Below are 25203 nucleotides of genomic sequence, written 5' to 3' on the forward strand. Positions count from 1 at the left end.
GTTACGTACGGATCAGAACTGGGCGTCAGCGGCTCGGGCGGGCGTGCGTGTCACCGACAGCATGTTCTCGTCGTAGGGCAAGGCCAGCGTGCCGCTGGCCAGTCGGGTCGCGAGGTGCAGGGCGCCGTGCAGCGGGTCGCCCTCCGCGCGCGTGAGCGGGGCGTGCGGCAGTCGCTCCGCCAACGCGGCCTCTAGGGGCCGTAACAGCGGCGGACCCATCTTGAACAGGCCACCGGTGAGCGCCACTCGGGCGTCGTCCGTGCCGGGGCAGACGGCCGCCGCCGCGTCGGCCATGTGCCCGGCCGCGGCCCGCAGGATCTCCGCAGCCATCGGGTCCTCGTCCGCGCAGGCGGCGACCTGGGGCGCGAAGGAGGCCAGTACGGCGGGCCGGTCGGGCCGCGGGTACACCTGCCCCGGGAGCCCCGCCAGCGGCCCGAACTCCGCCTCCGCGCGCGCCATCAGCCGTTCCGAACCGCCGGGCCGTCCGTCGTACGCGCGCAGGGCCGCCTGGAGCCCGGCCCGGCCGATCCAGGCCCCACCACCGGAGTCGCCCAGCAGATGCCCCCACCCGTCGGCCCGCCGCCACCGCGACAGATCCATGCCTACGGCGATCAGACCGGTCCCGGCGGCCACCACCACGCCCGGCCGCTCCCCGAGCGCGCCGATGTACCCGGTGACCGCGTCGGCGGCCAGCGCGACCGTGTCCGTGCCGAACGCGCGGTGCAGCGCTCCCGGCAGTTCGGCCCGCAGCGCGTTCCCGAGGGTGCCGAGCCCGGCGGCGCCGATCGCGGCCGTGCGCAGCGCGGTGAAGCCCGTTTCGTCGGCCAGGGAGCGGACCATCGGCACCAGTTGGCCCAGCAGATGGTCCGGGTCGATACCGCGCGGGCCGGTGCGGACGGGCTCGGTGGACGCGCGCTGGGCGAGGGCTCCCCGGGCCGCCGTACCGACGACGACCCGCAGGCCCGAGCCGCCCGAGTCGACGGCGAGGACGCCCGCGGTGTCCCTGGACCTGTCCCCGCCCCCGGTCACGGCAGGCGCCAGTCGACCGGCTGGCCGCCCTGGGAGATCAGCATGTCGTTGGCACGGCTGAAGGGACGCGAACCGAAGAAGCCGCGGTCGGCGGACATCGGCGACGGATGCGCCGACTCCACCGCGGGCAGTGCGCCGAGCAGCGGGCGCAGATTGCGCGCGTCCCGGCCCCACAGGATCGACACCAGGGGCTTGCCCCGCGCGGCCAGCGCGCGGATCGCCTGCTCGGTGACCTCCTCCCAGCCCTGACCGCGGTGCGCGCCCGGCTTGCGCGGGGCGGTGGTCAGCGCTCTGTTCAGGAGCAGGACGCCCTGCTGGGTCCAGGGCGTGAGATCCCCGTTGGACGGCTGGGGCAGCCCCAGGTCCGTGTTCAACTCGCGGTAGATGTTGATCAGACTGCCGGGCAGCGGCCGTACCTCCGGAGCCACCGAGAACGACAGCCCCACCGCGTGCCCGGGGGTCGGATACGGATCCTGTCCGACGATCAGCACGCGGACGTCGTCGAAGGGCTGCTGGAAGGCGCGCAGAACGTTCGGTCCGGCCGGCAGATATGTCCGCCCGGCGGTGATCTCCGCGCGGAGGAAGTCGCCCATACCGGCGATCCGTCCGGCGACCGGTTCCAGGGCCTTCGCCCATCCTGCTTCGACGATTTCATGCAAGGGTCGTGGTGCCACGGTGTCACCCTACTGCCGTACACGGCACGGTGATCAACCGATGGCCAACGCCCGAACGCCACGCGCTCCGCCACCCTCCCGTGTCAGGCCACGACGGCCGCGCGTACGCACAGCACATCGGGCAGGTGGGAGGCCAACTGCCGCCAGCTGTCGCCGTCGTCGGGCGACGCGAACACCTCGCCGTTGCGGTTGCCGAAGTACACGCCCGCCGGGTCGTCGTCGTCCGTGCACAGGGCGTCGCGCAGCACCGTGCCGTAGTGGTCCTCCTGCGGCAGCCCCGCCGTCAGCGCCTCCCAGCTCCGCCCGGCGTCCCCGGTGCGGTACACCCGGCAGCGACGGTCGGCCGGCACCCGGTCCGCGTCCGCGTTGATCGGGAAGACGTACGCCGTGTCCCCGCGCGTGGGATGTGTGGCGGCGGCGAAGCCGAAGGTGGACGGCAGGCCCTCGCCGATGTCGGTCCAGTGCGCGCCCGCGTCGTCCGTGCGGTAGACACCCCAGTGGTTCTGGAGGTACATCCGGTCGGGGTCCACGGCATCCTTCGCGATCTTGTGCACGCACTGGCCGAACTCCGGGTTCGGATCCGGCAGGAACACCGCCGACACGCCCGAGTTGGAGGGCGCCCAGCTCTCGCCGCCGTCCGTGGTGCGGAACACCCCGGCCGTGGACACCGCCACTGTCACGGTCCCCGGGTCCCGCGCGTCGGTGATCACTGTGTGCAGCCCCTCGCCACCGCCGCCCGGCACCCACTTCGCGCGCGTGGGGTGCTCCCACAGCGGCCGGACCAGGTCGAACGTCTCCCCGCGGTCCTCCGAGCGGTACAGCGCCGCCGGTTCCGTGCCCGCGTACACCACGTCCGGCTCGGCCGCCGCCGGGTGCAACTGCCACACCCGCTCCAGCGACGCCTCCGTGTCCTTGGGGAACCTCACCGCCGGGCGGGCCGGTTCGGTCCAGGTCCGGCCCAGGTCGTCGGAGTGGAACACCGACGGCCCCCAGTGCGCGCTGTCGCCCCCTGCCAGCAGCCGCGGGGTGCCGCTACGCGTGTCGACGGCGACCGAGTACACGGCCTGCGCGTTGAAGTACGGGCTCTCGTCGAACTCCCACGTACCGCCGCGCCGCCGCCCGATGAACAGGCCCTTGCGCGTCCCCACGGCGAGTAGTGCTTCGGTCATGCCGGTCACCTCCGCGACGTCGTTGTCCCAGACACCGGCCAGTCTGCACCCTGGCACTGACAGTCTCCTCCGTGAGCGCCGTCCGCGCAGGTCAGAGCCGTCGGGTCGTGGTGCGAGGGGAGTGGGCGCCATGGCCCGGAACCGAGCTGTCCGGCCACCGGCCGACCGCACGGAACGCGCCAGGTCACGATCCACGCCTGAGCGCCGGGCCGACGATGTCCGTATGGATGGAGGGCCACGGCACCGGGCGCGGGCGGGCGGAGGCGAGCGCGGGCACAGCGCACTCGCCGGGCACCCGCGTGCGCGGGGGACGAGGTCTCGTACGGCAGGACGGTGGGGCCAGTGCGGCGGGCGCCCGCGTGCGTGCGGGGGCGGGCCGACCAGGACACACGGTCTTGTTGCCCGACGATGGGCGCCCGCGTGCGTGCAGGGGCCAGGTACCGGGCACCGGCGGTGCGGAGGATGACGGCCGGGCGCCCGCGCGTGTGCCGGGACGAGGACGACGAAGGCCCCGAAGGGGGCTGGAGAGGACGGGCGCCCGCGCGCGGGGGGACGAGATACCGGTGCGGTGCTCGGGCTCCCGTGGGCCCGACCGCCCGCCGCGTGCGGGGACGAGGAGGAAGCCTTCGATGGCGATCCGGGGTCGGACGGTGTGGCTGTGGCGCTGGCGGAGCAATCCGCTCAGACGGCGGTCGGACGCGGTGGACGCATGGGTCCTGCTGGCCACCTGGACGCTCGCCGTCCTGGTCGCCGCGCTCGCCGGGCTGGTGACGGCCCGCTCGGTCGGGGACGCCCTCGCGCGCGAACGCGTCGACTGGCGTCCGATCCCCGCCGTGTTGACCGAACCGGCTCCAGGGGTTTCGTCCAGGGCTGTCGGAGAGCTGGTGTGGGCACGGGTGACCTGGACCGGCCCGGACGGCTCTGCGCGCACGGGACAGGCCCGGGTCGCACCGGGCAGTCGTAAGGGCGGCGAGACCACTGTGTGGACGGATCCCACGGGACGCCTGGTCGCGGAGCCCGCCACCGCCGCGGAGGCCAAGGTGCGCTCGTTCCTGGTGGGCGGCCTGACGGGCGTTGTCGCGGCCGTCGTTCCGTTTGTCGCCGGGAGCGCGGTGCGTGGGCGCCTGGAACGGCGTCGCCTGGACCGGTGGGACGCGGACTGGGCCCGCTTCGACGCGCTGTGGGGGCGGCACATGGGGTGACGTCCCGTGGCGTCCCGTATGCGCCGCATGGGCGCGGGTACGCCGCCAGCCGGCTGCTGATCTCGGTGTTCGGCCCTCGATGGCCCATGCCGGGTGTCCAGCGCGTGGCCGGTTCGGGCAGGGCGCGGCGGAGCGGGCGGGAACTGTCAGACCCGCCTCAGGCGTCCCCCTGGCCGCCCCGCACCACCTCACGGCACACTCTCAGCAGGCGCTCGTCCTTGGGTATGTCATCACTGCCATGGCCGCCCTGCTGGGCCAAATGGCGTCGCCGCGCGTTCAATTCGGCCTCCGGCAGGTCCCGGAGGGGGTCCGCTGCCGCCCCCATCTCGCGCAGATACCCGGCGATCCGCACGCGCGGGTACGGGCTCTCCGCCCAGGCGGACCGGAGTGCGGCCAGGACCGGCTCCAGGGCCTGCGCGTCGATGCGCCAGAGGGCGTACGCCGCCGCCGTGCGCTCCCAGACCGTGCCCGACCGCGCCATGCGCTTCAGCGCGCGGAGCGCGGGCCTGGCCGACGGTCCCAGGCTCGCCACCTCGCCCGCAGCCGCCGTACGCCGATAGGGGTCCTTGGCCTTCAGCTCGCCGAGCAGTACCGGGAGGACGGCCTCCGCGTCGCCCTCGATCGACCACAGGGCGCCCGCGGCGGCGGTGGCGGAGCCGCTGTCCAGGTAGCCGCGCAGCACGGGCGCCGCTTCACGCGCGGCCGGGCCGAGCGCGCCCACCGCGCGGAGGGCCGCCTGCGCGATCAGCCCGCTCAGCCCCTCACCCGGTCCGCTCCGCAGCAGCCGCAGTGCTTCGGCCGCCGCGGCCTCGTCACCGAGATCGGTCAGGGTCTTGAGCAGGGGCAGTGCGCGGCTGATCGCGGTGGGGGAGCCGGGGGTGACGGCGGCGAGTTCACGCCGGAGCGCGGGTGCCAGCGGGGCCGCGTGCGGGCCGAGGAGCCCGACCGCGGCGCCGAGGCCGTCGGGGACGACGGGCCCTGCGAGGACCTGGGCGAGCAGGGGTGCCGCGCGCGGGTCGCCGGTTCTGGCGAGCGCCTTGAGAGGGCCGCCCAGGGTGGGTGTGCCATGCTCCCAGTGCCGTATCCACAGATCCGGGCGTGTCGTCGACAGAGCGTGCAGGGCGTCGGCGGCCGGGGACGCCAACTCGAAGAGGTCACCCAGGACGGACACCGCCGCGTCCCGCAATCCGCCCTCCTCCGCGCTCAGCTGCTGCCCGATCAGTGCCACGGGCCCGGTGTAGTCGCCCCGCCACTCCCGGAACAGGCCCGAGGACATCCACACCGCGTTGCAGCGGTCCGAGGTGCTCGGGCTCGTCAACTGGCCGTTCAGCAGCGCGATGCGCTCGGGTACGCGGTCGTCGAGCGCCCTGTGGAGCGTCCTCAGCAGCTGCGAGCCTTCCTCGTCCGACGGGCGAAGCCGCCGGAAATGCCGGGCCAGGGTATCCGTGACCGCATGACACGGCTCCCCGAGCTGCCGTACCGTCGACCGCTCCCTGAGCAGCTCCACGGCCATGGGGACCAGGTTCTCCGGGAGGCGGTCCGGGGCGCCCGTGGCGAGCTGCCCGAGCGCGGCGAGACGCAACGCCGGCCCATTGGGCGGCGCACTCTGCACGGCGAGGATGTCCAGCGCCGGGCCGGAGTACGCGGGATGCCGGCGCGCGAACAGCCCCAGCCCCTCGGCCAGCGCGATCAGGACGTGGTCCTCGCGCTCGCGCTGGATCCGGTCACGCAACAGGGCCAGCACACGCGCCGGTTCGTCCAGGAAGCGGACCACCGCGCGGGGCACCACCTGGCGCACCCCCGCGTCCGCGTCCCCGGCGAGACGCGCGAACACCGGCGCACCCGCCCGCACCGCGGCCTGCGCCCGCGCGTGCAACTCCCGGCCCCTCCGGGAACCACCCGCGGTGCCGTCCGAGCCATCCTCGGCGTCGTCCGCCCCGCCTCCGATGCTCACCAGCAACTCGACGATCCCGGCCCGGTCCCGGCCCTCCTCGCGCTCCGCCAGAGCGAGCAGAAACGGAACACACGCGAGCGTCGAGTCGTACACGCTGCCCTGGTGGTGCACCGCGCCGTACATCCCGTCGAGCGCGGTTTCCCGCTCGGCCGGGTCGTCAGAGGCGAGTCCCCGCAGTAGTCGCGGCACGTCCCGTGCGCTGCCGTACGCATGCGTGAGCGATGCCCAGTCGATGTCGTCGATCCCCGTGAACATCCCGTCCTCCCCCGGGCGCAGCGGTCACACTGCCCTTCCGATCTGGAGTCTGCACCACGGCACTGACAACGAACCGGAATCCGGCCGGGAGGATATGGGATCTCCGACACGTGCGGGCGGGAGACCGCGAAATCGGGGACCCGCGCGCGGGTGGACGTTCCCGCCGCGACCGGCGGCGGCTGGGCGGCGAACGAGGACCCGCGCGCGGGTGGACGTGCCCCGGGGCCCTTGCGAGGTGGGAATCGCGGGTCGCGCGCGTGCGGGAGCACGGCGGGGAGGTGGGCGTCCCTCGGCGGCATCGCGGCTCAGGCGTGGGGATGTTCAGTGGGCGCCGATGTCCGGTTCCCGGCTCGGTACCTGCCCGCGCGCAGGTAGCCCTTTCTGCGCCTTCCCACGAGTGCCGCAGCAGGTCCGGCACCCGCTCGTCCGCGTGCATCTTTCCTGGAGTGAAGCGTAGGCACACCCGCATGCGAGCGCAGAATGGCGGAGGCTCGGCCTGGATCAGCCATGAAATGGGCCGGGTCCGGTCCGGCGAGCCCGGCTACTCCGAAGCCGGGAGCATTGATCGGTTGATCATCTACGATCAACCGTGAGCGCCGATGATCTCGGTCATCCACCCGTCACCGAGGACCGCCGCTTCAGCCCGCGGCCCTCGTGCTCGATCACCGTTCACCGGCCGCTCGGCAGTGCCCGTTCCAGGATCGTGTCGATGTCCGCCGCGTCCGGGAGCGTGCCGAAGGAGTGCCCCCAGTCGCCGCCCAGCCGGGTCGCGCAGAAGGTGTCCGCGACGGCGGGCGGGGCGTGGCGGACGAGCAGGGACGCCTGGAGGGTCAGGGCCATCTGCTCGACCAGTCGGCGCGCGTTCGTCGGCGCGGCGGAGGGGAGAAGGTCCTTGAGGCGGGTCACCGCAGCGTCCAGGCGGGCGTCGGCTCCGCGCGCGAGGGCGAGTTCGGTGAAGAGGGCGTCGGCGGTACCGGGTTCGCGGCCCAGGGCGCGCAGGACATCGAGCGCGTTGACATTGCCGGAGCCCTCCCAGATCGACAGCAGCGGTGCTTCGCGGTAGTGCCGGGGCATCCCCGACTCCTCGACGTAGCCGTTGCCGCCGAGACACTCCAGGGCCTCCGCCGTGAACGCCGGGCCGCGCTTGGTGACCCAGTACTTGCCGACGGCTGTCGCGAGCCGCCGGAAACCGCGCTCGGTCTCGTTGCCCTGCACCGCGCGGTCGGCCGCGCCCGCCAGCCGCAGCGTGAGCGTTGTGGCGGCTTCCGACTCCAGCGCCAGATCGGCGAGCACATTGCGCATCAGCGGCTGATCGATCAGCGGTGCACGGAAGGCGCTGCGGTGCCGGACATGGTGCCCGGCCTCGACCAGGGTCTTGCGCATCAGTGTCGCCGAGGCCATCACACAGTCCAGGCGCGTGCAGTTGACCATCTCAATGATCGTTTTGACGCCCTGGCCCTCAGATCCGATCAGCCAGGCGATCGTTCCGTCGAACTCGGGCTCGGACGACGCGTTCGACCGGTTGCCCAGCTTGTCCTTGAGCCGCTGGATACGGAACGGATTGCGGGTGCCGTCGGGCAGCACGCGGGGGACCAGGAAACAGGACAGTCCCTCCGGTGCCTGGGCCAGCACCAGGAACAGATCGCACATCGGCGCCGAGGTGAACCATTTGTGCCCGCGCAGGGTGTACACGCCCTGTTCGGACGTCGGAATCGCGATTGTGGTGTTCATTCGAACATCCGAACCGCCCTGCTTCTCGGTCATCCCCATGCCCGCGAGCAGCCCGCGCTTCTCGGTCGGCACCCGCAGTCCGGGGTCGTAGACCCGGCTGGTCAGCAGGGGCTCGTACACCTTCGCCAGATCCGGCTGGCGGCGCAGCGCGGGAACGGCCGCATAGGTCATCGACGTCGGACAGCCGTGCCCGGCCTCGCTGTGCCCCCAGACCAGACCGCCGGCCGTACGGGCGACATGCGCGCCGGACCGGTCGTCGGCCCAGGGCGCGCCCGCGAGACCCTCCTCCACGGCGACGCGCATCAATTCGTGCCAGCTCGGATGGAACTCCACCTCGTCGATCCGATGGCCGAAACGATCGTGAGTGTGCAGAACGGGCTCATTCCGGTTGGCCAGCTCGCCCCACTCCTGTGCCTCCACCCCACCGGCGTGTCGTCCGAGCCGCCGTAGGGCGTCCTCGGCCCACCCGGCGCCCTCCCTGTGCAGCCCTTCCAGCAGAGCCACGTCGTCGGAGGCGTCGTAGGGCGCGAGCGGAGGCGGCTGATTGATCACCTCGTGCGTGGCGTGCTGCCCATCGGCCGAGACCGGGTTGTGCGCGGGAGTGATGGTCATACCAGAAGTGTTGCACTATTTCGACGGGTGCAGCAATAGTGCAACACTGCTCCCGCGTAGGGTACGCCCATGCATGCGCAGGCACGCCCATGAACCCAGCCGTCCGCGCCACCGAGCGCGGCGTCGAACTGCGTCCTTTGTCGGCCCGATCAGTCGTCCTGAGTCTGCTCCTGGGAGTGCATCCGCCCGAACTGCCGGTACGGGATCTGGTGAGCGCGGTGTCGCCGTTCGGAGTCGGCGGGTCCACGCTCAGGGCGGCTCTCAGCCGCATGGTGGCGGCCGGTGATCTACGGCGCGCAGGAACCGTGTACGGGCTCAGCGACCGTCTGCTGGAACGCCAGCGCCGCCAGGATGATGCCGTGGAGCCCCGCACGCGCGCGTGGGATGGCGACTGGGAGATGGCCGTCATCACCGCCACCGGGCGTGGTCCCGCCGAGCGCGCCGATCTGCGTGCCCGGCTGATCGCGCTGAGGCTGGCCGAACTCCGTGAGGGTGTGTGGCTGCGCCCGGCCAACCTGCTCCGCCCGCTGCCGGCCGACCTCGCCGCGGTCGCCCAGCACTACACGGCGCGCCCCGAGCAACCCGTGAGCGACCTGGTGGTGAGCCTGTGGCCCCTTGACGACTGGGCAGGCACCGCACGGTCCCTCCTGGCCCACGTCGCGCGAGCGGGCCGCCCATCCGATCGCTTCACCGCCTTCGCGGCCGTCGTACGGCATCTGCTCGCCGACCCGGTCCTACCCGCGGATCTGCTCCCCGCCGACTGGCCCGGACCGGCCCTGCGGGCCGCCTACGGGGCCTATCGGCGGGAAGTCGGAGGCTTGGTGCCCCGGACGTGACGCAGTGGCCGGACGCGGTGGATGGGGGCAATCCCGAGCCTGCGCGTCGCGTACGGCTGTCCGCGCGCGGGGTCACGTGAGGGAAAAGAGATGGGGTCGAACGATCGGAGATGTGCGGTCGAGTGATCGGGGATGTGCGCTGAACGTGCGTGATCGAAGATGTGCATGGGCGACGATCAGGTGCGCAGTGACACGCACGCACGATCGCTGAGTGATCGTGCCCGCGCTCTGTCCCACCCTGTCCCGCCGAAACGATCAGTGCCGGGGTGATCGATCAATCGATCGGACCGCCAGTCCGGCGGATCAACTCATACCGACCTGAGGTATTGGTCCGGCACCCGCACTGCACCGCCCAGTTCCTTCGCCGCCTGCCGTGCCCAGGACGGATTGCGCAGGAGCTCGCGGCCCAGCAGAACCGCGTCGGCCTCGTCGTTCGAGACGATCTTCTCGGCCTGCTCGATTTCGGTGATCAGGCCGACCGCGGCCACCCGCAGGGGTGTCTCCGCCTTGACCCGTGCGGCGAACGGAACCTGGTAGCCGGGACCGGTCGGGATGCTCGCGCCCGGCGAGTTTCCTCCGCTGGAGACATCGAGGAGATCGACGCCGTGTTCGTGCAGAACCCGCGCGAAACGGACCGTGTCGTCGGCCGTCCAGCCCGCGTCGTCCAGCCAGTCGGTCGCGGAGAGCCGCATGAAGAGCGGCTTGTCGTCCGGCCAGACCGCGCGGATCGCGTCGACGATCTCCAGGGCGAGGCGGATGCGGTTCTCCCACGAGCCGCCATAGGCGTCGGTGCGGCGGTTGGAGTACGGCGACAGGAACTCGTTGATCAGATAGCCGTGGGCACCGTGCACCTCGGCGATCTCGAATCCGGCGGCGAGCGCGCGGCGCGCGGCGTCGGCGAACTGCCGGACGATCACTTGGATCTGATCGATGGTCAGTTCAGTCGGCACCGGATGACGCTCGGCGAAGGGGATCGCGCTCGGTGCCACCGGCTGCCATCCGTGCGCGTCGGGATCGACCGGTCCTCCTCCCTTCCACGGCCGTTCGGTCGAAGCCTTGCGCCCCGCGTGGGCCAGCTGAATTGCGGGCGTGGTCCCCTGCGAGGTCAGGAAGCCCGTGATCCGGCGGAACGCCTCGATCTGGGTGTCGTTCCAGAGGCCGAGGTCGAAGGGCGAGATCCGGCCCTCGGGGCTCACGCCGGTCGCCTCGACGATGATCAGACCCGTGCCGCCGGTCGCGCGGGCGGCGTAGTGGGCGAAGTGCCAGTCGCCCGGGACGCCGGCCAGGGGGCCGTCGGGTGCGGCCGAGTACTGGCACATCGGCGGCATCCAGACCCGGTTCGGGATCGTCACTTCGCGCAGGGTGATGGGCTCGAAGAGTGCGCTCACGGCGCGCCTCCATTCGTCGAGGACGAGCGGTCGACTCGTACGATAGACGCCGTAGTACGGTGGATGTCAAACTACGAGGGTCTTCGTAGTATGGGAATCGCCCGCCAGGGCCGTGGCAGCGCCTGCTGGTCCGGGCGGCGGAGAGCGTCCGCCAGGGGCGTCCCTGACGAAGTGGAGCCGAAATGACCAGTACCGCCGCTGTGGGCGCCCGTGAACTGCCGCACCCCACTCGTGAGGAGATCAGGCTGGAGGCGGTGCTGCACGCGCTGTCCGATCCGATGCGGCTGCGGATCGTGCGCGAGCTCGCCGCCGTCCAGGGCGACGAGCTTTCGTGTTCGCATTTCGATCTTCCGGTCACCAAATCAACCACCACGCATCACTTCCGGGTGCTGCGTGAGAGCGGAATGATCCAGCAGAACTACCGGGGCACGGCCAAAATGAACAGCCTTCGCCTGAGTGATCTAGACGGTCTTTTCCCGAACCTGCTGGCCTCCGTGCTCACCGGCGCCGACCGTCAGGCCGCCCGCCTCGGTGAGAGCTGAGCCCGCCCGGCCGGGCAGATGATTGAAGAGCAGGTTCAGGATGATCGCTGTCAGACAGCCCGCACTGATCCCGCTGTGCATGATCGTTTGAAACCAGTCGGGGAACGCGTCATAGATCGTCGGCACACCCATGGGCAGCACGCCCATGGCCACCGACACCGCGACCACGGTCAGATTGTGGTTGCCGCGGAAGTCGACCTCGGCCAGGGTGCGCAGCCCGCTCGCCGCGACCGTCCCGAACATCACCAGGCCCGCGCCGCCCAGTACGGGGGCCGGAATCGCGGCGACCACCGCGCCCAGCTTCGGCAGCAGCCCCAGCAGCACCAGGATGCCGCCCGCCGCGGCCACCACCCAGCGGCTGCGCACCCGAGTCATCCCGACCAGGCCCACGTTCTGCGCGTACGCCGTGTACGGGAATGTGTTGAACACTCCGCCGAGCACGGTCGACAGGCCGTCCGCGCGCAGCCCGTCGGCGAGCGAGCGCCGCTCGACCCTGCGGCCGGTCATCTCACCGACCGCGATGAAGTCACCCGTCGTCTCCGTCATGCATACCAGTGCCACGACCAGCATCGACACGATCGCCGACACCTCGAAGGTGGGCGCTCCGAAGTGGAACGGCGTGCTGATGCCCAGCCAGTCGGCGCCGGACACCCCGCCGAAGTCCGTGAACCCGAACGGCACCGCCACCGCCAGGCCCACCGCGATCCCGATCAGAACCGCGATCCGGCTGAGGAACACCGGCGCGAACCGCTGCACGCCCAGGACGACCGCGAGCACGAACGCCGCCAGGGCCAGGTTCCTGGGCTCGCCGAAGTCCTCGGCGCCCGCGCCGCCGGCCGCCCAGTTACCCGCGACGGGCAGCAGCGACACGCCGATGATCAGAATCACTGTGCCGGTGACCAGGGGCGGGAAGAAACGCAGCAGGCGTCCGAAGACCGGCGCGAGCAGCACGATCGCGAGCCCCGCGATGATCACCGAGCCGTAGATCGCGGGCAGTCCGCCGCCGGTCGTACCGATCAGCACCATGGGTGAGACGGCCGCGAACGTACAGCCCTGCATGATCGGCAAACGAACACCGAACCGCCAGAAGCCCACACACTGGATCAGCGTGGCGATGCCGCACACCAGAAGGTCGGCGGTGATCAGATAGGCCAGATCGGCGGGCGGAAGGTTCATCGCGCCGCCGACGATCAGAGGGACGGCCACGGCGCCCGCGTACATCGCCAGCACGTGTTGGAGGCCGAAAGCGGTCAGTTGGCGTAGGGGTGGGACTTCGTCCACGGGGTGTATCGCGGGCTCTGTGGAGCCGGATTTCGTCATGGGCGAGACCGTAGGTCGCTTAAACAGTTTGTTGATTTCAGGTGGGTTTCTGGTTCGTGTCCGTGTGTGGGGGTGATCGATTGATCGCGCGCATGCTGTTTGCGCGAACGAACTCCCGTCTGCAGAACGGTGCGCTTGCCGGACCAGGCGCCCGGTGCACTTCGGAGCCGCAGAACTCCGCGCCCTACGGCGCGGTATCGCCATGCGCGGCGGCGGTCATGAGTGATGGCCAGTCGGGCAGCTTTACCACTCCGCTGCGGCCCAGAGACGCCCCCAGGGCGGCCTCCGCCCGCTCGATCGCCTGCCAGCCTGCCCATTCGACCGGAGTGATCCCGTCGGCCCGCAACCGCGTGATCGGATCATCGCGCGGCAATGTTCGTACGATCACGGAGGCGTCCTCCAGCAGGGACGTCACCGTCTCCTTCGCGCAGGGCCTGTTGGTGCCGATGACACCCGTCGGGCCGCGCTTGATCCAGCCCGCCACGTACTCGCCCGGTGCCACCGCGCCCTCCCGCAGCACCCGCCCGGCCCGATGGGGCACCGTCCCGCCGCGCGTGTCGAACGGCAGCCCCTCCACGGGCACTCCGCGATAGCCCACCGAGCGCAGCACCAACTGCGCCTCGATCTCCTCGTACTCCCCGGTGCCGGTGACCCCGCCGTCCCCTTCCGGACGAGTCCGCTCGAAGCGGACCCCCGCCACTCGCGTACCCGTCGAATCGGCGAGGAACGCGACCGGGCGCAGGAAGAACCGAGCATGGATGCGCCGCGACGCTCCTCCGGCCGGACGATCCGCCCATGCGCGCAGCGCCTCGACGTTCCGCCGCCGTACGGTCGGCAGCCCGGACGGATCGCCGTACGCCGGGTCCTGGTCCAACTCCTCCGGCCGCAGCAGGACGTCCGCGTCCGGGAGCCCGCCCAGCTCGCGCAGCTCCTTCGTCGTGAAGCGGGCCTGGGACGGGCCCCGCCGGCCGACCATGTGGATGTCGGTCACCCGGCTCTCGGCCAGCGCGGTCAGGGCCGTCTGGGGCATGTCCGTCGGGCTCAGCTCCCCCGCGCCGCGCGCCAGGATCCGCGTCACGTCCACCGCGACATTGCCGACCCCGATCACCACCGCCGAGCGCGCGCCCCGCACGAATCCGTCGTCCACGGCGTCCGGATGGGCGCTGTACCAGGACACGAACTGGGTCGCTGACCAACTGCCCCGCAGATCCTCGCCCGGGACGCCCAGCCGCCGGTCGCTCGCGGCGCCGACGCAGTACACCACCGCGTCGTACAACTCCCGCAGTCGCTCGACCGGAACACCACCGGCGCCGATCTCGACTCCACCGAGAAAGCGCACTCGATCCTGTTCGAGCACGGTTCGGAGATTGTTCTGGAGCGATTTGATCTTTTCATGATCGGGTGCCACGCCGTAACGCACCAGGCCGTACGGGCACGGCAGCCGGTCGATCACATCGACGCGCACTTCGGGATCGAGCTGGACGAGGCTCTGGGCGGTGTAGACCCCGCTGGGGCCGGAGCCGACGATGGCAACACGCAACACGGCGGAACTCTCCTTGTCCGTCCTGTCCGGTCACCCGGAGCCTGGCAGGAGATCGCTGATGCCCCCAGCATCCCACCAGCTCAGCCGGAGGGGGAGGGGTGTAGCACTGCGCCGACGGTGTGCCACCGTGCGTGTTCGTTCGTATGGAATGTGATTAGGCGGTTACGTTGCGTGTGTATCTGAAGCGTCCGCTCTTCACCCTTCCGATCGTCGGCCTGAGGGCGGTGAGGTGTCCGTGTGGTCGGCGTGGGAAGTGCGAGGGAGGGTACCGCCACGTGATGGTTCACCGTGCGGCTCGCCTTCGCGGACGGTGCTCGGGTGGACGCGCTGGCGGTGCTGGATCAGGGGCGCGTCTTGTTGGAGGACATCAGTGCTCGCCCCGCCCTGTCGCAGTGAGATCTGGCCGTGCTCAAGGAGTGGATCGAGGCGGCGGTGTTCGCGGAGCGCGGGGGAGAGGGTTGGGGGGACGGGGTCGTAGTGGTTCGGTGTGTCGCCTCACGGTGACATCGCGCAGAGCGAAGCCGATTCGGGTCCGTATCGCGTACTCTCGGCGTCCGTTCATCCGTGGGTGCGGAACGCAGAGGCCGTTTCTCATGTTCGATTGAGCGATTGCGATCAGATTGATCGGACGGTCTCGTGCACCACCTATGACTAGGATGCGCAGGGTCGCGTCGAATCGAACAGCGAGGCCCGTACGTTCGCCTATCCTCCCCACGCTGATACGAGGGCCCGCGCCCAGGTCGTCATGGCGAGAAACCGGCCTGCCTCGGCGTTCCCCGACCTGCCTGGCCCTCCTGGCCTCGTGGCATCTAAGGGCGCTGGCTGGTCGCCCACGAGTATCGCGCCGCTCGGCAAGGCGGCGTCGATCCCGTGCTCGCGGTGGTGTGCGCAACCGGGAACAGTCGCCGCAAGTCGCTCCTGTTGTTCGCGCAGGCCCGTGACGCGGGCTCTGTGCCCCCACGTCACGCCCGTCGCTGACCTGCACCCACGCCCTGCTGGCCAGCCGGCAGGGCGGGCGGTAGGAGCCGTCGTCAGCCCATCTCGCGCATCCGTCCGATCTCGGCCGTCTGCTGGGCGATCACATCGTCGGCCATTTCCTCGATCTGGATGTTGTTGCCCTGCCCCTTGACGTCCGATGCCATGGTGATCGCCCCCTCGTGATGGGTGATCATCAGTGTCAGGAAGAGCTGATCGAACGCGCCGCCTGTGGCTGAGCGAAGGTTCTTGAGCTGTCCCTCGGTCGCCATGCCGGGCATCGAGGAGTGGTCGTGACCGCTGTTGTCCTCGCCGTCCTTGCCGTGGCGCTTCAGCCATGCCTCCATGGCGGCGATCTCGGGCTCTTGTGCCGCCGAGATCCGTTCGGCGAGACGTTTCACCTCATCCGATTCGGCCTGCTTCGGGGCGAGTTCGGTCATCTCCAGGGCCTGGGTGTGATGCTCGATCATCATGCGCGCGTACGACACATCGGCCGAGTTCGGCGAGTCGTCCTCGATGCGTTGCTCGGCGGCCTCCTCGGCGGACAGGGTCTCATTCCCTTCGCCCGGATTGCCCGGCATCAAAACCGAAGGTCCGGTTGGTGTGGGGGACTTGGACTCGTCGTCCGACCCGGACTCACACGCCCCGAGCGCCAGCACCGCGACCATGGCCAGGCCCGCGGTGGTGAGGGACGCGCGGGAAGCGCGACGGAAGAGCACAACTACCTCCTGTGGCTGGGGGTGACCCCTCGCGGGGAGTGACGGCCAGTACCGCAAGGTGGCGCTTTGTGAGCGCCGGTGACTGTCCTAGCACGCTTCTGTGCTCGACCGATCAGAAAACTGCATTACGACTCCGTTGCACCCTATTGATCTGTGCATGACTCGGACGATACTTCCGTTGATCCGTTAAGCGTTCCCTCGCGAACGGAACAAGGGAGGACGCAGTGACCCTGTTTAAAAGATCCCGGACTCGACACAGACGGCTGGGAGTTGTCGTAGCCGCAGCCGGCCTTCTGGCCACGCTGCTGACGGCCCAACAGGCCGCAGCCACCCCGGACCCGGGTGACACCCCGGCCGGAGAGCAGTCCGTGTCGACGTCAGATCAGGCCGAGGCGCGTGCGGCGATAGCCGCGGGCGAGATACCGGCCCAGGACGAAGTTGTTCATTCGTCCAACATCGAGCACCTCGCGAACATCCCGAAGGATGCTCTGCCCGGCACCAACTCGGACCTGGCCTTCCAGGGCAAGTACGCCTTCGCCGGCAACTACGACGGCTTCCGCATCTTCGACATCAGCAACCCGAAGGCGCCGAAGACCGTCTCCCAGGTGCTGTGCCCCGGTTCCCAGAACGACATCTCCGTCTCGGGCGACCTGCTGTTCCTGTCGACGGACTCCTCGCGCAGCGACAACAGTTGCAACAGCACCACGCAGCCCGCGACCGAGAAGTCCTCGTGGGAGGGCATGAAGGTCTTCGACATCAGCGACAAGCGCAACCCCAAGTACGTCGCCGCCGTCGAGACCGCCTGCGGTTCGCACACCCACACCCTGGTGCCGGAGCGCAAGAACGTCTACGTGTACGTCTCCTCGTACTCGCCGAGCTCCGCCTACCCGGACTGCCAGCCGCCGCACGACGGCATCTCGATCATCAAGGTGCCTCGCAGCGCCCCCGAGAAGGCGAAGGTCGTGGGCTTCCCGGTGCTGTTCCCGGGCACGGGCCCGGACGGCGGCGGCAACCCGGGTGGACCGACCAACCCGGGCGTGTCCAAGACCACCGGCTGCCACGACATCACCGTGCTGCCCGAGGAGGACCTCGCCGCGGGCGCCTGCATGGGTGACGGCATCCTGTTCTCCATCAAGGATCCGGAACGCCCGAAGGTCATCGATCAGGTTCAGGACAATGTGAACTTCGCGTTCTGGCACTCGGCCACCTTCAACCAGAAGGCCAACAAGATCGTCTTCACCGACGAGCTGGGCGGCGGCGGTGGCGCCACCTGCAACGCTGCGATCGGCCCGAACCGGGGTGCCAACGGCATCTACGACATCGTGGGCAAGGGCGACAAGCGCGAGCTGGTCTTCCGTAGCTACTTCAAGATCCCGCGGCACCAGGCCGACACCGAGAACTGCGTCGCCCACAACGGCTCGCTGATCCCGGTCAAGGGCAAGGACCTGATGGTCCAGGCGTGGTACCAGGGCGGTGTCTCCGTCTGGGACTTCACCGACTCCAAGCGTCCCAAGGAGATCGGCTACTTCGAGCGCGGTCCGCTCACGACGGACACGCTCACGGTCGGCGGCTCGTGGTCGGCGTACTACTACAACGGTTACATCTACTCGAACGACATCGCGAAGGGCTTCGACGTTCTGAAGCTCAACGACCGTCGAACGGACCCGGCGCGCTGGGTGCATCTGCGGGAGTTGAACGTCCAGACCCAGCCGGACTACTTCGACTGACCGGTTGAGCGATCAAACGATCGAGTGATCGAATGGTCACCTGTCGATCGATCGAATCGATCGGTCTCACAATCGGTGCGCCGATCCCAGCGGAAAACCAGAGCGGTCCCGTCAGTCCCACCGGTCCCACCGGATCGGTCGGGTCGGCCGTGTGGTCGGCTCCGCTGGGGTGGCCGGTTCACCTGGTCTCACGTCGGGCGGTCGTCCGGAGCGCCGGGCGGTCGGCCCGGAGCGAAGAACCGTGACAGGTCTCCCTCGCACGTCCCGCCGGGCACCTCGGTGTCCGGCGGGACGCCCTGCTCCCAGCCGAGGCCGTAGCGCTCGAACAGTTCGGCGCGCACGGCGGCGATCGGCATCGGGACGTTCGGCAGCACCATCGCGTAGACCGAGCCCATCAGCAGGGACCGCAGCATCGGGTACGCGGACTCCACGTCCCCCGAGCCGCGCCGGGCGACCGTGTCCCGGAGCAGCTCCGCGAGTCGGCGCTGTTCCGGGCACTGGACGAAACCCTCGGCCTGGAGCAGGCCGGCCATGTGCTGCCGCATCAGTACGGGCTGGTCGCGGGCCAGGCTCAGGATCGCGTCGATCGCTCGGGCCATCCGCTCACGTCCGTCGTCCGTGTGCGGCTCGCGCTCCAGACCCTCCTCCAGTGTGCGATGCATCAGTCGGTGCACCGCGGACTGGACGAGCTGGCGCTTGCCGGGGAAGTAGTACGACACCAGGCCACGGGCCGAGCCCGCCCGGTCGGCGATGTCCGCCAACGTTGTCGCCTCGTAGCCGCGTTCGCTGACCAACTCGATCGCCGCCTGGAGGAGTCGCTCCCGGGAACGGCGCCGCAGCTCTTCATTGACCTGGGCGCTGCGCGGGGACATCCTGTAACTCCTGCGTTGACTGGCTGCCAGCCAACTATACTCAGGGCGTCCGGACCGGCTCCTGCACAGGCCCGGCCTGGCCGCCGCCTGCCTCGGGCGACACGGGGGATCGTCCGAGGTGGGCGGCTTTCTCTGCCGAAGTAGTGTGCTGAGGCTACTACCCCGTGGGTGGCGGGCCATCGGGTACGGATCAGAGGGGCGATTGATCAATCGATCGACCGCGTGCCTTTCATTTCCTTCGATCAGGCTGGAGATCGATCAGACAGGAGATCGATCAGGTCGAGAACCGGGCGCAGCCCGTCCGGGCGCTCGGCGACCGGCAGATGATCGACGAAGTGCACCGCGCACCCCAGGGCTGCGGCCCCGCCGTCCGCCCCTCGATCGTCCCCGACCATCAGCACCTGCCTCGGATCCACGTCGAGCGCCGCACAGGCGGTCGCGAAGAGGCGTGGGTCCGGCTTGCGGATCCCGTGCTCGAAGGACAGCGCGTAGGTGTTCACATGAACATCGAGAGCGTGCGCACGGAACACCGGGCGAAGATCCCAGCCGATGTTGCTGACCACACCAACCTTGATGCCCCGCGCGCGCAGCCCGGCCAGCACCTCTCCCGCATCCGGGTACGGGGTCCAGGCGGCCGGCGCCATATGGCGGTCGTAGAGCGCCTCATGCAGCTCAGGAGCGGGCAGTGGCACCTGGCGGGAGAGGCCGGTGTAGGCGGCACGGTGGAGTTCGGCGCTCTCGTCGCGCACCGCCCACAGGCCGGCCAGTTCCTCCGGGAGTCGTTGCGGGTTCCGTCCGCCCGGTAGTGCCCCGGCCGCCTCCAGCGCCTCCGCGAGGGCGGCCCTCTCGGTCTCCGGAAGGTCGAGTCCGGACGCGTCGAGAACCGCGCGCAGCCAGGAGTGGGTGGGTTCGACGCGGAAGAGGGTGCCGGAGAAGTCGAACAGGACGGCGGTCATGCGGTGATCCTAGGGGCGGTTGCTTGGGGAGGGCGCCGGTATGCGCCAGGCCGCGATGCGTATCGGATGGCAGCCGAGCTGTCGGGCCGGGGAGCGGCTTCCATGCGGCGGCGGCACCGCCGTGTGCTGCCGCCGTCGGCGACGGCCATGACCGTGTCGGCCCCGGATGCCATATGCGCTATGCCGTATCCCCGGCCCTGGGTCACCGATCCAGGCCCGGTTCGACGACCGACCCCGGATCCCCCGATCAGGACCCGGTCGGACGCAATCGCTCATGTACCGCGACCGCCGCCGCGATCACCATCGCGCCCAGCAGCCAGCCGCCCACCACATCGCTGAACCAGTGGACGCCGAGCCAGACCCGGGTGAGGCCGACGCCGACGATCGAAACGGCCGCGACGGCCGTGGCCCAGCGCAGGACCGTACGGGAGGCGCCGTAGTGGTGCAGGAGCCAGACGAGGAGGCCACAGACGACGGTGAGGGTCATGGCGTGGCCGGACGGGAAGGCGGCGTAGTGGGCCGAGTCGACCGGGTCCGGCCAGACGGGGCGTTCGCGGCCCACGGCCGCCTTGAGGCCCTGCTGAATCAGGGTGCTGATGGCCACGGTCACCAGCAGCCAGCCCGCGGTGAACCAGGCCGCCCGCCGCCACACCAGCCAGATGATCACCGCGCCGCACAGAATGCGCATGGTGAGCGGGTCCCACACCCAGTCCGTGAGAATCCGGAACGTGTGCGTCAGTCCGTCCTCGGTGACCGCCCAGCGATGGGTGGTCACCGCGATCTCCCGGTCCACGGTGATCAGCGGTCCCCATGACGCCGCCACCAGAATCAGCAGCACCAGGGAGCTCGCGGCGAACCCGAGTGCCGCGCGCACGGCGAGGTGCCGCTCCGCCGGACGGGTGGGACGGTCGACGGGCGTGAGGGTCATACTGCGATTGTCGCCGACCAGTGGGGCGCAAGGCCACCGCCGGGGCCCGCAGATCGATTGCTGATCCCTGATCGGTCGTTCATCCGGTGTTCGGTCGCTGATCCGCTGTTCGGTCGATCCGATCGATCCGATGCCTGTCGATCGCTAACCCAGAGCCCTGAGGCCGGGCACGAAAGCGACCAGGACCGGGACGACCGGAACGAGCGCCGCCGTCGCCGTCAGACGCAGCCGGTGGATCGCGGGGAGCCGGTCCGGGGCCGTGAGGAGCCGCTGTACGCGCTGCGGGACATGCGCCTGGGGTGCGGGGGAGGGGCCGAACACACCGCGGTGTTCGTTCAGTTCGACCAGTGCCAGGGCGGTGGTGAGCCGGCCGTGACGGCGGGACGCCATGTCGTCGGCGGCCAGTTCGACCAGGCGGTGCATCTCGCCCCGGAACGCCGCGAATACCGGGACCTGCGGGAACCCGGCGGCCAGCGCCGCCGAGCAGTGCCGCAGCCAGTCGTGCCGGGCCTGCGCGTGGCCCTGCTCGTGGGCCACGACCGCGTCCAACTGGCGGCCCTTCAGGCGGCGCAGCGCGGCTGTCGTGACCACCATCCGGGGCGGCGTCCCCGCCACCCACCAGGCGTCCGGTCGCTCTCCCTCCAGCACCACCAGGCGACCCGCGGTGCCGGTCTCCTCGCCGGGCAACAGCGGGGACCGGAGCCGGAGTTCGGCCCGCCGCAGCCTGCGCCGGGCCCGCGCGCCGACGATCTCCCGCAGGAGCATCGCGCCGCTCCACAGCCCGGCCAGCGCGAGCGTCACCGCAGTCGCCGCGGCCCAGGGCCCGGTCGTACCGAGCGCGTACGCCTCCATGACCCCGTTCGGCGCGGACGCGAACACCTGCCCGCGCACCGCCTGCCAGGCCGCCGCCGCGCTCAGTGTCATCGACAGCGCGCAGCACAGCAGCACGGCCGCCACGACGCACTGCCACGCCCACAGGGCGACCACCGGTTCACGATCGGGCCAGTCGGCCCGTGCGAGTGTCCTGGGGCCGAGAACGGCGATCAGGGCGCCGAGCAGCAGCAGTGCCGCGGGGACCATCATGGCGAAAGCCTATGAGTGCGCGGTGGTTGACGGGTACGGCCCTCGACCGCAAAGTGACGCAGACCACGGTTCTGATCGATCGATCGATCACATCGGCATCAGCATCGCCACCATGGCGATCCCCATGGACAGCCGACACGCCCGAGCCAGCTCCGGCCGGTCACCCCACCCCGCCGAACCCACCGAGGCGTCCGCGACGCCCGCCACCGGCAGGAGCCGCGTTCCCGAGACGAGGACGTATCCCGTGAAGTACAGCAGGAACGCCCCGGTGACCAGCGGCAGTCCGGCGGAACCGCCCCCATGGACGTGACCCTGCCCGCCGGAGACGGTCATTGCGACCGCCATGTAGACCATGGCCAACGCGCCCACGGCGTGGTGTGCGTGATGGGCGCTCGCCCGAGCGGCCCACAGAGCTCGCAGCCCCGCCAGACCGAACACGATCACGTACATGGGCCAGGTCCACGCCGGTGGAGTGAACACGGTCGCGGGTACGGCCATCGCGGCCATGCCAAACCCCATCAGCGCCTCGTCGCCAGCCGTACGGCGCTGCTCCGCGACGGTGCTGCGCATCCGCAGGACGCAATAGGCGCCGGTCACGGCACACAGCGCCACCAGTAGCCACCCGGGCGAGGCCGGTCCGTGCACACGCACCTCCCCGCTCGACACACGGTCCACGGAAGCGATGCCCGACCCGTGCGGCGCGCACGCCAGCGCACGGTCGTATACGGGGAGCACGCGCGGGAGCACGGCAGGTGACGATCACGACCGTGGCCGGGGCGACGGCGAGAGATACCGCCCCCCCCGGTCGACCGATACCGCCTCGCGCCCGGTGCCCGATACCGCCTCGCGCCCGGCGCCCTACCCGTCGTAGGGTGCTCGCATACCGCATCGCATGGCGGCCTCCCAGTAGCTCACTCCTCGACCGGAGGTCACCCATGCCCACTGTCCGCCCCTTTCACCGCGCGGACCGCGATCAGCTCACCGATCTGATCAATCTGCACGTCGCCGCCGTGCTGCCCGGCGTCTCAGTCTCCGTGAACACCGTGCTCAGCTCACTGGAGCGGCAGCCGGACGAGTTCATCACCGACCCCTGGGTCGCCGAGCGGATCACCCTGATCGCCGAATCCCGGCGCCACGTCGTCGCGGCGGCGCATCTGCTGCGCTACCGCGCGGACGACGAGGTCGGCGACGACTACCGCGGCACCGGCGAGATCGGCTGGTTCGTCAGCCGCCCCGGGACGTCCCTCCAGCCGGACGCCGACAAGGCCGCCGAACTGCTCATGAACGCCTGCCTGGCCCAGCTCGCCCGCTGGGACGTCCGGGCGTGCCTCGCCGACGGCGCCCTCCCCGCACCGGCCGTCTACGGCGTACCGCGCCCCTGGCCGCACATCCGGGCCGTGTACGAGAACGCCGGCTTCCGGCACACCGGTGACACCGAGATACTGCTCATCACCCGGGTCGACGACCTGCCGGAGCCGCAGCACCGGCCGGGCGTCCGGGTCGAGCGCACCCTGGGGGAGTGCGGCACCCGGTTCACCGCGTACGCGGCCGACGGTGACGCCCTCGGGCACATCGAGATCGACACCTCCCTCGCCCGCCCTGAACGGCACTCCCGTGCTGCCGGTCTCGCGGACATCGGCGACCTGGTCGTCGTACGGGAGAAGGAGGGCTGGGAGGAGTGGCTGCTCGGGCAGGCGGCGGACTGGTTGCGGTGGTGCGGAACGGATCGGCTTCTGGCGTACGAAGGATCAAACGATCAGGAAGCGATCGATCGTCTGATCGCGATCGGTTTCCGGGAACTCACCCGGACCGATCGCGGGTGGCGCTACCGCCCCGACGACGACACCGCCCCCGAGGACCCGGCACCGGCCGCCACTGAGTCAGCCGTCGGCCGCCGGTGAGCCGACCGTCCGGCCGTCGTCGCGAGTCGGCCGAGGGCCGTCCGTGAGTCCGGACACGATCACCCCTGAGCCCGGCGCTGCCCGCACCCCTGGGCAGCGCCGGGACGGTGCCTCCCGTGCGCGTTAGTCTCGTCCGTGCCGAACCCCGCACCGCCGAACGGAGAAGTGCCCCCATGAACGCCCGCCCCGCCACCACCGACGGACTGACGTTCCGCGATGCCACCGACGCCGATGTGAACGATCTCGTCGCGCTGATCGAGTCGGCCTACCGCGGGGACTCCAGCCGGGCCGGATGGACGACGGAGGCGGACATCCTGGAGGGGCAGCGCACCGACGCCGCGGGCGTGCTCGAGGTGATCAAGGCGCCGGACGGCACCCTGCTGACGGTGGAGCGGGACGGCCGGATCATCGCCTGCTGCCAGCTCGAACACCGCGGTGATCATGCGTACTTCGGCATGTTCGCGGTCAGTCCCGTACTCCAGGGCGCCGGCCTCGGCAAAGCGATCATCGCCGAGGCCGAGCGGCGGGCCCGCGATCTCTGGGGCGCCGCACAGATGCACATGACCGTGATCACCGTCCGGGAGGATCTGATCGCCTGGTACGAGCGGCGCGGCTACCGGCGCACCGGGCGGACCACCCCGTTCCCTTACGGCGAGGCGCGGTTCGGGGTTCCGCAGCGGGACGACCTGGAGTTCGAGCTGCTGGTCAAGGGGTTGTAGCGGTAGCGGGATCGGGCAGGGGCGCTACCCCTGTCGCGGGTGGGCGGCGGTGTCGTGGGCCCCTCGGTCCAGAAGCCGCTGGGCCCTCGCCTCTCACGCCGTGAAGCGGCCTGTTCGTTTGATGTCCGGATGATCGGTGGTCGCTCCGTCCAGTTCCAGTGCGCGAACCAGACGTAGATGGTCCTGGGTGTTCACGACCCAGCCGATGATCCGCAGGTTCGCGTCATGGGCGGCTTCCGTGATCTCCAGGGTCAGGCGGCGGATGTTCAGGCAGACGGTCCGCGCGCCGGCCTCGACCGCCCGGTCCACGACATCGGTGCCATAGCGGCTCGCGATCAGCGCGGTGCGTACGCCCGGCACCAGGCGGGTGATCTCGGTGATCGCCTCGTCGTGGAAGGACGACACCTCCACGCGTTCCACCAGATCCCGGGTGAGCAGCACCTCGGACAGGGCGCGGGCCGCCGCGGTGTTCTTGATCTCGACCTGGAGCGGGGCGCGGACGGCGTCCAGCACCTCTTCGAAGACCGGGATCCGCTCGCCGCGACCGGCGTCCAGCGCGCGTAGTTCCGCGAGGGTCTTCTCGGCGACGGGACCAGTGCCGTCGGTGGTCCGGTCGACGTCTTCGTCGTGCAGAACGACCAAAGCGCCGTCCTTGCTCAGATGAACATCGAGTTCGATCACATCGAGGCCGGCCTGTTCGGCGGCGACAAAGGAACGGAGGGTGTTCTCGGGCTCGACGCCCATGATTCCGCGGTGTCCGATGGTGAGGAAGTTCAAGGTTCGGCTCGCTTCCGTCGACGGGCAGGCGGCCGAGCGGACCAGCAACCGTCCGCACGGTGTGAGTTCCGCACTTTAGTGGCCGGGGCGTGAGATGAAACCCGTACGTACGCTGCGGATTCGGTGAGTGGCGGAGAACGGGAGAGCGACACGGCCGGGCACCTCCGTGCCGGGGAGGGACAAGCGTGGCGGCGCCGCCGTGCCGGGGACGAGGGCCCCAGGAACAGCACCCCGGGAGGGCACCCGTCCCTCTCGTTCCGCTCCCCCTCCCATCCTCACCCGAACGCCATC

Annotated in this window: 21 protein-coding genes and 2 pseudogenes; 8 read left to right on the forward strand and 15 right to left on the reverse strand. The window is 70.5% G+C overall.

The annotated features are described in order from the left end of the window. Nucleotides 1–12: 12 nt before the first annotated feature. The 3 genes from ABZX40_RS04670 to ABZX40_RS04680 form a co-directional block, all read right to left on the reverse strand. Nucleotides 13–1029 (reverse strand): BadF/BadG/BcrA/BcrD ATPase family protein, encoded by a 1017-nt coding sequence (locus ABZX40_RS04670; RefSeq protein ID WP_355737148.1) that lies wholly within the window; start codon nucleotides 1027–1029, stop codon nucleotides 13–15. After that, nucleotides 1026–1703, reverse strand: coding sequence for a uracil-DNA glycosylase (locus ABZX40_RS04675; protein WP_355737150.1), 678 nt, complete (start codon nucleotides 1701–1703; stop codon nucleotides 1026–1028). The genes ABZX40_RS04670 and ABZX40_RS04675 overlap by 4 nt, the downstream gene beginning before the upstream one ends. Nucleotides 1704–1786: 83 nt before the next feature. Next, nucleotides 1787–2872: an exo-alpha-sialidase gene (locus ABZX40_RS04680; protein WP_355737152.1), complete on the reverse strand. Its 1086-nt coding sequence runs from the start codon at nucleotides 2870–2872 to the stop codon at nucleotides 1787–1789. Between the two features lie 629 nt (nucleotides 2873–3501). Here ABZX40_RS04680 and ABZX40_RS04685 point away from each other — a divergent pair. Beyond that, entirely contained in the window at nucleotides 3502–4074 is a 573-nt protein-coding gene (locus ABZX40_RS04685) for a hypothetical protein (protein ID WP_355737154.1), read from the forward strand. Between the two features lie 157 nt (nucleotides 4075–4231). Here the strand turns inward: ABZX40_RS04685 and ABZX40_RS04690 are convergent, their stop codons facing one another. Both ABZX40_RS04690 and ABZX40_RS04695 read right to left on the reverse strand, forming a co-directional pair. Beyond that, the gene (locus ABZX40_RS04690; RefSeq protein ID WP_355737156.1) at nucleotides 4232–6283 is read right to left on the reverse strand and encodes a HEAT repeat domain-containing protein; all 2052 of its coding nucleotides are present in this window, start codon (nucleotides 6281–6283) and stop codon (nucleotides 4232–4234) included. Nucleotides 6284–6952: 669 nt separating this feature from the next. Beyond that, nucleotides 6953–8626 (reverse strand): DNA alkylation response protein, encoded by a 1674-nt coding sequence (locus ABZX40_RS04695; RefSeq protein ID WP_355737159.1) that lies wholly within the window; start codon nucleotides 8624–8626, stop codon nucleotides 6953–6955. An 89-nt stretch (nucleotides 8627–8715) separates the two neighbouring features. Between ABZX40_RS04695 and ABZX40_RS04700 the strand changes: the two genes are divergently transcribed. Beyond that, entirely contained in the window at nucleotides 8716–9462 is a 747-nt protein-coding gene (locus ABZX40_RS04700; protein ID WP_355737161.1) for a PaaX family transcriptional regulator C-terminal domain-containing protein, read from the forward strand. A 308-nt stretch (nucleotides 9463–9770) separates the two neighbouring features. Here the strand turns inward: ABZX40_RS04700 and ABZX40_RS04705 are convergent, their stop codons facing one another. Beyond that, a complete protein-coding gene (locus ABZX40_RS04705; protein ID WP_355737164.1) occupies nucleotides 9771–10850 on the reverse strand; it encodes an NADH:flavin oxidoreductase/NADH oxidase in 1080 nt (359 codons plus the stop codon). A 182-nt stretch (nucleotides 10851–11032) separates the two neighbouring features. On the opposite strand from ABZX40_RS04705, the gene ABZX40_RS04710 reads away from it, so the two are divergent. Beyond that, complete coding sequence (locus ABZX40_RS04710) at nucleotides 11033–11392, forward strand: helix-turn-helix domain-containing protein (RefSeq protein WP_355737166.1); 360 nt, start codon at nucleotides 11033–11035, stop codon at nucleotides 11390–11392. Here the strand turns inward: ABZX40_RS04710 and ABZX40_RS04715 are convergent. Then, complete coding sequence (locus tag ABZX40_RS04715; protein ID WP_355737169.1) at nucleotides 11312–12712, reverse strand: nucleobase:cation symporter-2 family protein; 1401 nt, start codon at nucleotides 12710–12712, stop codon at nucleotides 11312–11314. The two genes, ABZX40_RS04710 and ABZX40_RS04715, sit on opposite strands and share 81 nt — an antisense overlap. A 184-nt stretch (nucleotides 12713–12896) precedes the next feature. Next, entirely contained in the window at nucleotides 12897–14255 is a 1359-nt protein-coding gene (locus tag ABZX40_RS04720) for an FAD-dependent oxidoreductase (RefSeq protein ID WP_355737172.1), read from the reverse strand. A gap of 229 nt (nucleotides 14256–14484) precedes the next feature. Between ABZX40_RS04720 and ABZX40_RS04725 the strand changes: the two are divergent. After that, nucleotides 14485–14648, forward strand: a pseudogene (locus ABZX40_RS04725) (DUF6214 family protein); the annotation flags it as partial. Between the two features lie 381 nt (nucleotides 14649–15029). After that, nucleotides 15030–15233, forward strand: a pseudogene (locus ABZX40_RS04730) (DUF6214 family protein); the annotation flags it as partial. Nucleotides 15234–15286: 53 nt separating this feature from the next. Here ABZX40_RS04730 and ABZX40_RS04735 read toward each other — a convergent pair. Next, complete coding sequence (locus ABZX40_RS04735) at nucleotides 15287–15898, reverse strand: DUF305 domain-containing protein (RefSeq protein WP_355737175.1); 612 nt, start codon at nucleotides 15896–15898, stop codon at nucleotides 15287–15289. Nucleotides 15899–16173: 275 nt separating this feature from the next. On the opposite strand from ABZX40_RS04735, the gene ABZX40_RS04740 reads away from it, so the two are divergent. Further along, complete coding sequence (locus ABZX40_RS04740) at nucleotides 16174–17676, forward strand: hypothetical protein (RefSeq protein WP_355737178.1); 1503 nt, start codon at nucleotides 16174–16176, stop codon at nucleotides 17674–17676. A 188-nt stretch (nucleotides 17677–17864) separates the two neighbouring features. On the opposite strand, the gene ABZX40_RS04745 is transcribed toward ABZX40_RS04740, so the two are convergent. The 5 genes from ABZX40_RS04745 to ABZX40_RS04765 all read right to left on the reverse strand — a co-directional run bounded on the left by ABZX40_RS04745 (nucleotide 17865) and on the right by ABZX40_RS04765 (nucleotide 22160). Further along, on the reverse strand, nucleotides 17865–18548 hold the full coding sequence (locus ABZX40_RS04745) for a helix-turn-helix domain-containing protein (protein ID WP_355737181.1): 684 nt from the start codon (nucleotides 18546–18548) through the stop codon (nucleotides 17865–17867). Nucleotides 18549–18790: 242 nt separating this feature from the next. Further along, on the reverse strand, nucleotides 18791–19504 hold the full coding sequence (locus ABZX40_RS04750; RefSeq protein ID WP_355737184.1) for an HAD-IA family hydrolase: 714 nt from the start codon (nucleotides 19502–19504) through the stop codon (nucleotides 18791–18793). A 247-nt stretch (nucleotides 19505–19751) separates the two neighbouring features. Further along, a complete protein-coding gene (locus tag ABZX40_RS04755) occupies nucleotides 19752–20432 on the reverse strand; it encodes a phosphatase PAP2 family protein (protein ID WP_355737186.1) in 681 nt (226 codons plus the stop codon). Between the two features lie 144 nt (nucleotides 20433–20576). Further along, entirely contained in the window at nucleotides 20577–21515 is a 939-nt protein-coding gene (locus ABZX40_RS04760) for a M56 family metallopeptidase (RefSeq protein WP_355737189.1), read from the reverse strand. Between the two features lie 87 nt (nucleotides 21516–21602). Beyond that, the gene (locus tag ABZX40_RS04765; RefSeq protein WP_355737192.1) at nucleotides 21603–22160 is read right to left on the reverse strand and encodes a DUF5134 domain-containing protein; all 558 of its coding nucleotides are present in this window, start codon (nucleotides 22158–22160) and stop codon (nucleotides 21603–21605) included. 290 nt (nucleotides 22161–22450) lie between these two features. On the opposite strand from ABZX40_RS04765, the gene ABZX40_RS04770 reads away from it, so the two are divergent. Both ABZX40_RS04770 and ABZX40_RS04775 read left to right on the forward strand, forming a co-directional pair. Beyond that, the gene (locus tag ABZX40_RS04770) at nucleotides 22451–23416 is read left to right on the forward strand and encodes an N-acetyltransferase (protein WP_355737193.1); all 966 of its coding nucleotides are present in this window, start codon (nucleotides 22451–22453) and stop codon (nucleotides 23414–23416) included. A gap of 173 nt (nucleotides 23417–23589) precedes the next feature. Next, nucleotides 23590–24135 carry a GNAT family N-acetyltransferase gene (locus tag ABZX40_RS04775; protein WP_355737196.1) on the forward strand — a complete coding sequence of 182 codons (546 nt, stop codon included), beginning with the start codon at nucleotides 23590–23592 and terminating at the stop codon, nucleotides 24133–24135. 93 nt (nucleotides 24136–24228) lie between these two features. Here the strand turns inward: ABZX40_RS04775 and ABZX40_RS04780 are convergent, their stop codons facing one another. Further along, nucleotides 24229–24912, reverse strand: a complete 684-nt coding sequence (locus ABZX40_RS04780) for a glycerophosphodiester phosphodiesterase family protein (protein WP_355737198.1) — start codon at nucleotides 24910–24912, stop codon at nucleotides 24229–24231. Between the last annotated feature and the right edge of the window lie 291 nt (nucleotides 24913–25203).

Source organism: Streptomyces sp. NPDC004610, assembly GCF_040609715.1.
Taxonomy (GTDB): Bacteria; Actinomycetota; Actinomycetes; order Streptomycetales; family Streptomycetaceae; genus Streptomyces.